Here is an 8,663-nt window from a genome sequence, read left to right on the forward strand (position 1 = left end):
GGTCTTATGAAGAGGCTTTACAGGAAGCGCAAAAATTAGGTTTTGCAGAATCGGATCCGACAGCAGATGTAGATGGACTAGATGCGGCGAGAAAGGTAGCAATTCTTGCAAACTTAGGTTTTTCGATGAATGTTTCATTAGATGATGTGCAAGTAAGAGGGATTCGAAAGGTCGAAAAAGAAGATTTACAAATGGCTGAAAAGTTAGGATTTACTATGAAGTTAATTGGGAAAGCAGAAAAACAAGGATCAGCCATTCATTTAAGTGTAGAACCGACACTTTTACCAAGTCGTCATCCATTATCGAATGTAAATAATGAATTTAATGCAGTATATGTTCACGGTCAAGCGGTAGGAGAAGTAATGTTTTACGGACCTGGAGCTGGAAAGTTGCCAACTGGTTCTGCTGTAGTAAGTGATATTATTTCCATCGTTAAAAATATGAATCAAGTGCCGAAAAATAAAAGTGCGTTAAAAGAACCAGTTCCTTATGAATTACAAGGTGATGAAGAAGTAGTTTCGAAATATTTCTTGCGTATTTCATTACGAGATGAGCCTGGGATGTTGCAAAAAGTAACAGAATGTTTCGTTAATTATTCTGTAAGTTTAAAAGAAGTTATTCAATTACCTTTAAACCGTGAACTGGCAGAAGTTGTTGTTGTGACACATCAAACTTCCAAGTATCAATTCGAACGAGTTTTAGGAGCGATAGAAGCTGTCGCAAGTGAAATAAACAGTTACTACATTATTGAGGAGGAAAAACAATATGTATAAAGGACTATTAAAACAATATGCTTCTTATTTACCGGTGAATGAAAACACACCTGATGTCAGTTTAATGGAAGGAAACACACCCCTTATTCCGTTATTAAATATATCAAAGCAATTAGGGATTCAGCTATATGGTAAGTACGAAGGAGCGAATCCGACAGGTTCTTTTAAAGATCGTGGTATGGTGATGGCAGTTGCTAAGGCGAAAGAAGAAGGTTCAGAAGCAATCATTTGTGCATCAACAGGTAATACATCAGCATCAGCTGCAGCATATGCGGCACGTCTTGGGATGAAATGTATAATCGTCATCCCTGAAGGAAAGATTGCGCATGGAAAATTAGCGCAAGCGGTCGCTTATGGAGCTGAAATTATTTCAATAGAAGGGAATTTCGATGATGCACTTAAGGCTGTAAGAAATATTGCTGCAGAAGAGCCGATTACATTAGTAAATTCAGTGAACCCTTATCGAATTGAAGGGCAAAAAACGGCAGCATTTGAAATTTGTGACCAATTGCAAAATGCACCAGATGTTCTAGCTATCCCTGTTGGGAACGCAGGGAATATTACAGCATATTGGAAAGGCTTCTGTGAATATGAGAAAGAAAAAGGTTATAAGAAGCCAAGAATTCATGGCTTTGAAGCTGAAGGAGCAGCTGCAATTGTAAAAGGGCATATAATTGAAGAGCCTGAAACAATTGCAACAGCGATTCGCATTGGTAACCCAGCAAGTTGGTCGTATGCAGTAGAGGCTGCCGAGCAGTCTTGTGGTGAAATAGATATGGTATCAGATGAAGAAATTTTATATGCGTATAGGTTATTAGCAAAAACTGAAGGAGTTTTCGCTGAACCAGGATCAAATGCTTCATTAGCCGGCGTAATTAAACATGTTCAATCTGGAAAAATCAAAGAGGGAGAAACAGTTGTTGCAGTATTAACTGGAAATGGTTTGAAGGATCCTGATATCGCTATTTCTTCAAATCAACTAGACATCGCAAGTTTGTCAAATAATATAGAACAAATTAAAGATCATATTAAAGGGGTGATTATGTCGTGATACCATTAAGCGTTCGTGTCCCTGCTAGTACGGCGAATGTTGGTCCTGGATTTGATTCAGTTGGAATAGCTTTGTCATTGTATTTAGATGTGGTGGTTAAAGAAAAAGCTGATAAGTGGCAAGTAATCCATTCCTTTGAAGAATCAATTCCGACAGACGATAAAAATTTAATCGTTAGCACGGCATGTAAAGTATGTCCTTCTATATCACCCCATATAATAGAAGTTACTAGCAATATCCCATTAACGAGAGGGCTAGGAAGTAGTGCATCAGCGATTGTAGCTGGGATAGAGGTTGCGAATCAACTAGGTGATTTGAACTTAACTGCTGATCAAAAAGTTCAAATTGCTACAAATTTTGAAGGACATCCTGATAATGTTGCTGCTTCTATATTAGGTGGAACTGTAATCGGAGCACTTGATGGAAAGGATATTTCCGTCGTAAGAATTGAGAGCAAGGAATTAGGGGTAATTTCTCTTATTCCGAATGAAGAATTAAATACAGATGAAAGTCGATCTGTATTACCAAAGATGTTTCCGTTTCATGAGGCAGTTAAAGCTAGTGCGATAAGTAACGTATTAGTAGCTGCATTATGTCAAAAGCGGTGGGAAGTTGTAGGTGAAATGATGGAGAGAGACCATTTTCACGAGCCATATCGTTTAGAACTCGTACCGTTATTACCATCTATTCGTAAATGCGCAAAAGAATTTGGTGCGTACGGCACAGCACTTAGCGGTGCGGGACCATCTATTTTTATATTAACGCCATATGAGAAACGTCAAGAAATCGCTGAGCAATTAGCGAGAGTATTTACAGATATGAAAGTATGTGAGCTTGAAATCGACCATAAAGGTATTATTGTAAATAAGGAAGAGCATATTGGATTATAAAGAAAGCTGGCATGGCTAGCTTTCTTTACGTTGCAAACCTATTTTAAATTGGGTTTTTTCGGAAAAAAATATAAAACAAATGTTGATTTTGAATAATGTAAGTAAAGAGTGCATTCATTTTGGAGGTGATTAAATGAATAAAGAGTCACCAGAAGAAAAAAGAGAGCGTATGAGACAAAGTGAATTAAAAAGTAATCCTACGGGTTCTTTACATGACGGACTCAATAGAGCGGAAGCAGGTAGTCTAGTTGATATAGCCGGCGGTATGAATTGGAAAGGTACAGGGATAATCATTTTAGTACTACTTTTAGGATACATTGTATACACTTATTTTTTCAGTTAAAGAATGCTTGTTAAAATTTTGATTTGTTTAGTTTCATAATTGTTGAGAAAAAATGCAGTTACTGTATTACATATCTTCTAAGCGAATTATAGTTGTTCATATCAACTTTTAATACTCCAAATAGAGCTAGCAAAATGCTAGCTCTATTATTTTTTGCCACATTTCTGTAACAAACCACCTGTATATTCATTGGTGGAGGTGCAGAGGATGAAAAAAATGATAGCGATATGTCTTCTAACAACTATGCCATTTTCGACTTTAGTCGGTTGTGACGTAAAAGGTAGTAATGCTGTACAAGAGTCTAAAATAAAGAAAGCGACGTATAAAGATTTTACTTATGATGTAAATCCAGAAACATTCACAGTAACTGTAGAACATGACGGTGTAAAGGAACAGGCATCACAACCCCTACCGAAAATGAAGGTATCGAATGTAAAAAAAGAAAAGGATCGTACATCGTGGGAATATCCAGATCAAAAAGTAAAAATAAAATTAGAAAAGAAAAAAGACCACTTAAACATTGAAGTGGAATCGACTGGTGCAGAAAGTTTTACATGGCCGAAAGTAGAAGCTGAAAATTATACACTTCCGTTATGGGAGGGTAAGCAAATTCCGAGCAATGATGAGAATTGGAAGAAGTTTTTAAAGGATGATGCATATTCATTTGCTGAATCATTTTCTATGAAGTTTTTCGCATTAAATGGTTCGAAATATTCAATTGTATATATTGCAAACAATATGTTTAATAATGAATTGAAATTTCATTCGGATCCGAAAATAGGATTTGATTTTACACATGAATTTCCGAGCATAAATAAAAATAAAACATATGGATTTCAATTATATGTGACAAATAATGATGCGGTAAGCATTGCTAAACTGTATAAGGATGATATTGTTCGAAAAGGTGAATTTAAAACATTACAAGAAAAGGCTAGAAAAAATAAAGAAATCGAAAAGTTATATGGAGCGGCGCATTTTTATTTTTGGAATCAAAATGGTTTATCAGAAAATAATATAAATTGGCCAAAACTAAGGGAGCAAATAAATAGCCCGCTGTTTAGTCATATAAAAGAACTTATTCAAAAGAATAGTTCAGAGCCTGGGGAACTGAATGTATTAGATCAAGTAAGTAAACAAGATTTCATTGATAAGTATCAAAAAAATGTTATTTTACGTTATATAAACGAAGTATTATCCATGAAGGAATTTTATAAAGAGGATATTTTTCAAAACGTTGACCAGGAAGCTAGTGTGCTATTAAAGAAAGGTGTAGGTCACTTAACGAATACAGAATTGTATAGCTTAAATAAGCATTTATTAAAGTCGCTACTTGGCGATGCGGTTGAAGAGGTAAGTAAATGGGGTAATGCAGATGGAACGGACATACTAAAGGAAATGACAGAGGCCGGAATAGAAAAAGCGTGGATTGGTCTGCCGAACTGGGAACAAGGATTTATGCAACCGAATTTCGTGGCAAAAGCGAAGGAAATGGGGTATTTAGTTGGTCCGTATGATTCATATCATTCCATTCACGAAAAAAGTGATAAAAATTGGAACACAGCATCCTTTAATGACCCATCATTATACGAAGAGGCTACTGTAACGAAGAAAAACGGAGAAAAGGTGCAAGGCTTTTTAGGCAGAGGTCGCAAGTTAAACCCGACTTTATCGCTGCCTAGTGTAAAGGAACGCATGAATGATATATTACAAAATGGTCCTAAATATAATTCATGGTTTATTGATTGTGATGCGACAGGTGAAATTTACGATGACTATTCAGCGAAACATATAACGACACAAGAGCAAGATTTAAAAGCACGTTTAAAACGAATGGACTACATTGCACAAGAAAAGGGTATGGTCGTTGGTTCTGAAGGTGGAAATGATTTTGCTAGTAGTACGATTGCATTTGCACACGGAATTGAAACACCTGTTATTAAATGGGACGATGAAGATATGCGGAAAAATAAAACAAGTCCGTATTATGTCGGTGGATATTGGTCACCAAATCAAAATGTTCCCGAAAAATATGCAAAACAAGTACCATTGAAAGAAGAATATAAACAAGTATATTTAAATCCAGTATATTCGGTACCATTATATAAATTAGTATACAATGATTCCGTTATTACAACGCATCATTGGGAATGGGGAAGTTTAAAGGTAAAAGATGAAGTTGGAAATCGAATGCTGTCTGAATTATTGTATAATGTTCCTCCGTTGTACCATTTAGATGAAGTAGAGTGGAATAAACATAAAAAAGAAATTACAGAGCATCTAAAAGTTTGGAATGAAGTTCATGAAAAAGCAGTAAAAGAAGAGATGACGAATTTTGCGTATTTGTCAGAAGATAAGCTAGTACAATCTGTTTCTTATGGAAAAGATATTAAAATCATTGTGAACTTCTCAAATGAAGACATGGAAGTAGAAAAAACGAAAATAAAAGCAAAGTCGGCTTTTATTGATAATCAGGGGAAGAAAAGCATGTATACGCCGTTTGAGAAATAATAACGTGAAATATACTGTATTCATAGAGGTTTTATTATTAGCTGGACTCTTTATTCATATCGTTTATCTGGAAAAAGATATCCTAATTTAAAATGAAAGAGTTAATGAATTTATAAATTTGCATGTTGCGAAGTGCTAAATTTTTGAAATTGGTAAATAGTGACTTGCCAAAAATAAGTACGAGAGTATAATGTGAAATGGAATACATATTGGGTTTAAGTAGTAACCTTACAAAATTGTAAGGTTAATGAAAGGAAATTCAATATGAAGATAAATAGACTTACATTATACTTGGTAAAGAGAAAGAGAGGCGAATGGGTATGAGCTCTGAATTAGAACAAAATACGAGAAGTAATAAAAAGCGTTCTAAAAGAAAGTCAATAAAATGGTTCATATTAATTCCATTTTTCCTACTTATTTTTGGAGGAGTAGGATATGGTTCGTTTATATATAATAAAGCAAAAGCAGTTGTAAATGATGCATATGCAAAAATTGAAAAGTCATCAAAGCGTGATAAAGAAGTTGAACCTTTAAAGGATAATATTTCAATATTAATCATGGGTGTAGATGGAAGTGAAATGAGAAAAAGCCAATATGGCGAAGCAGTTCGAACAGATGCACTTTTATTAGCAACAATTAATAAAGATGATAAGTCTGTTAAGCTAGTAAGTATTCCACGTGATTCACGTGTTTATATTCCAACTAGAAAAAAATTAGATAAAATTACTCATGCTCACGTATTTGGTGGCGTAGAAAGCACACGCGATACAGTGGAAAGATTTTTAAATGTCCCTGTTGATTATTATGTGAAGTTTAACTTTGAATCATTCGTACAAATTGTCGATTCAATTGGTGGTATTGATATTGATGTACCAGTTACTTTCACTGAACAAGATAGTAAAGACCAAGCTGGTATGATCCATTTAGAAAAAGGTTACCAACATTTAAATGGAGAACAAGCACTTGCACTTGCAAGAACGCGTAAAATTGATAGTGACGCAATGCGTGGACAGAGACAGCAACTTGTAATAGAAGCAATTGCCAAAAAAGCGATGTCTGTTCAATCAATTAGCAAAATGGGCTCTTTACTAGATGCGGTTGATAAAAACATGAAAACGAACTTAACATTTGACGATATGCTTGCCATTACAAAAAATATGGCAGGAACTAATTTGGAAATGGAAAAAATGCAAATAGAAGGTACAGATAAACGTATCGGTGGTATTTATTATTACATTCCAAATGAAAAAAATATAAAAGATATTTCAAAAAAATTAAATGATCATTTAGGTGTAACGCCAAAATCAGTTCGAAACGAATAATAAAAAAAGATTGGCTTTTGCCAATCTTTTTTTTGAAGTGGATTAGCAACTTTTTAATAACGTTTTTTTGTTCTAGAAAAATTATACTAAAATCATTTTAATTTATATAAACAAAAGGTGTAATTATACGATATACTAGAGGGGACTATTTGGAAATTAGCTCCTAAAGTTGAAGGAAAGGAAATTCAATTTATCACTATTTATAGAACAATTGAATTGGTGGAAATTGAAACAGGTTAAAGAAAGACTGTTCAAAATGCAATTACATATTCATACACATTGAAGCGATTAAGGTGAAAGATGAAGAGATAGTAATTGCGAAAGATCATTTATCATATATTGACCAGCTATTTTGCCAGATTAATAATTATGTAATAGGTGAAAATATGGTTTAGCTATCGTCAAAAAATGGTGGATCTTCATGGAGATACGTTGAGTCTTATAAGCACATGGAACAATACTTTTGATAAAACTCCCAGTATAATACAAAAAAATCTGTTTACATGGTGAAATAAAAATAAATAGATGTATAATTATATTGGGCGATTTATATATAAGATTAATAGGGAGAGGAATTCGATAGAATGGAAAAAGCTTTAAAAATTAAACAAATAGTAGTCGTTTTAATAGCGATTGCCGCAGTAGCTATTGGGTATTACATGTTCCAATCAATTACTTCACCAGCAAAAGCTGTTGCGAAACAAGAAAATGTAGTGCAGCTTGCAAGTGAACAGCCGAAAGTTGAAATGAATAAAACGGCACCAAGTCGTTTTAATGGAAAAGAAAGAAAAGTTGCTTATCTTACATTTGACGATGGGCCAGGGAAATATACGGCTGAATTATTAAATACGCTAAAACAACATGATGCGAAGGCGACGTTCTTTTTAATTGGAGCGAATGTCAAAGAATTTCCTGATTTAGTGAAACGTGAAAATGCTGAGGGTCATTATGTAGGCATGCATAGTATGACACATAATTTCGCAAAGTTATATAAAAATGGCGAGTATGTAAATGAGATGAAAGAAGATCAAGGTTTAATCGCTAATATTATTGGGAAATCACCTAAATTAACACGTCCTCCATATGGTTCGATGCCTGGATTGAATGAAGGTCTTCGAAATAAAGTGGTAGAAAGCGGATTTAAAGTATGGGATTGGACAATTGATTCATCAGATTGGAAATACAATAAAATGCCAATTGATGCAGCTGCAGCACAAATTGCTCAAAATGTATTAACAAACGCAACAAAACCACAAGAAGTAATTTTAATGCATGATATTCACCCGCAATCAGTTGCTGCTGTGCCAGCAATTTTAAAGGGGCTAAAAGAAAAGGGTTATGAGTTTGAAGCTTATCATGAAGAGAATCACTTCCCAGTGAACCTCTGGCATGATAACCGTATGTAATGGAGGAATGAACGTTGAAGTATGGAAAAGTAGCAGTAGTAGGAGTATTATCAGTAGGACTTTTAACAGGTTGTTTCGGTGAAAAGCCAGAAGAAAATCTATATACAGCTTTTGAAACAGCAGCAACACAAGAAAAATCTTTAGTGGATGAAGCAAAAAAATTAGAGCAGTTAGAGAAACAAGGGCAAGAATTATATGCTCAAATTTTGCAAGAAGGTAAAGATCATAATGAAGCAGTTGTAAAGAAAATAGAGCAAGCTACTGCAAATGTAGATGATCGTGAAAAAGTATTGAAAAGTGAAAAAGAAATGTTAGAAAAAGCACAGAAGGAAACAAAATCTGTTCAAAGTAATATAGAGAAGATTGA

8 protein-coding genes are annotated in these 8,663 nt (G+C 34.3%); all 8 read left to right on the forward strand.

The features are described from left to right. Positions 1-773 (forward strand): homoserine dehydrogenase (locus MR160_RS31840; protein ID WP_346670373.1); only part of this gene is annotated, 773 nt, incomplete at its 5' end. Beyond that, positions 766-1,824, forward strand: coding sequence for a threonine synthase (gene thrC / locus MR160_RS31845; protein ID WP_063675235.1), 1,059 nt, complete (start codon positions 766-768; stop codon positions 1,822-1,824). The genes MR160_RS31840 and thrC, both read left to right, overlap by 8 nt. Further along, the gene (thrB, locus tag MR160_RS31850) at positions 1,821-2,714 is read left to right on the forward strand and encodes a homoserine kinase (protein WP_000612685.1); all 894 of its coding nucleotides are present in this window, start codon (positions 1,821-1,823) and stop codon (positions 2,712-2,714) included. The genes thrC and thrB overlap by 4 nt, the downstream gene beginning before the upstream one ends. 133 nt (positions 2,715-2,847) lie before the next feature. After that, on the forward strand, positions 2,848-3,057 hold the full coding sequence (locus tag MR160_RS31855; protein ID WP_001031477.1) for a DUF6366 family protein: 210 nt from the start codon (positions 2,848-2,850) through the stop codon (positions 3,055-3,057). Positions 3,058-3,264: 207 nt separating this feature from the next. Beyond that, a complete protein-coding gene (locus MR160_RS31860; protein ID WP_000738097.1) occupies positions 3,265-5,568 on the forward strand; it encodes a glycoside hydrolase in 2,304 nt (767 codons plus the stop codon). Positions 5,569-5,888: 320 nt separating this feature from the next. Next, positions 5,889-6,890 (forward strand): LCP family protein, encoded by a 1,002-nt coding sequence (locus tag MR160_RS31865; RefSeq protein ID WP_002083270.1) that lies wholly within the window; start codon positions 5,889-5,891, stop codon positions 6,888-6,890. 584 nt (positions 6,891-7,474) lie between these two features. Continuing rightward, positions 7,475-8,296, forward strand: a complete 822-nt coding sequence (locus MR160_RS31870) for a peptidoglycan-N-acetylglucosamine deacetylase (protein WP_000409486.1) — start codon at positions 7,475-7,477, stop codon at positions 8,294-8,296. 14 nt (positions 8,297-8,310) lie between these two features. Continuing rightward, the coding region (locus tag MR160_RS31875) for a YkyA family protein (RefSeq protein ID WP_242299059.1) at positions 8,311-8,663 on the forward strand (353 nt) is incomplete at its 3' end.

This window comes from Bacillus cereus group sp. BfR-BA-01382 (assembly GCF_022663475.1).
GTDB lineage: Bacteria > Bacillota > Bacilli > Bacillales > Bacillaceae_G > Bacillus_A > Bacillus_A thuringiensis_S.

Coding starts and splice junctions, on each gene's coding strand:
- thrC (WP_063675235.1), top strand. CDS start 766: ATGTATAAAGGACTATTAAAACAATATGCTTCTTATTTACCGGTGAAT.
- MR160_RS31855 (WP_001031477.1), top strand. CDS start 2,848: ATGAATAAAGAGTCACCAGAAGAAAAAAGAGAGCGTATGAGACAAAGT.
- MR160_RS31860 (WP_000738097.1), top strand. CDS start 3,265: ATGAAAAAAATGATAGCGATATGTCTTCTAACAACTATGCCATTTTCG.
- MR160_RS31865 (WP_002083270.1), top strand. CDS start 5,889: ATGAGCTCTGAATTAGAACAAAATACGAGAAGTAATAAAAAGCGTTCT.
- MR160_RS31870 (WP_000409486.1), top strand. CDS start 7,475: ATGGAAAAAGCTTTAAAAATTAAACAAATAGTAGTCGTTTTAATAGCG.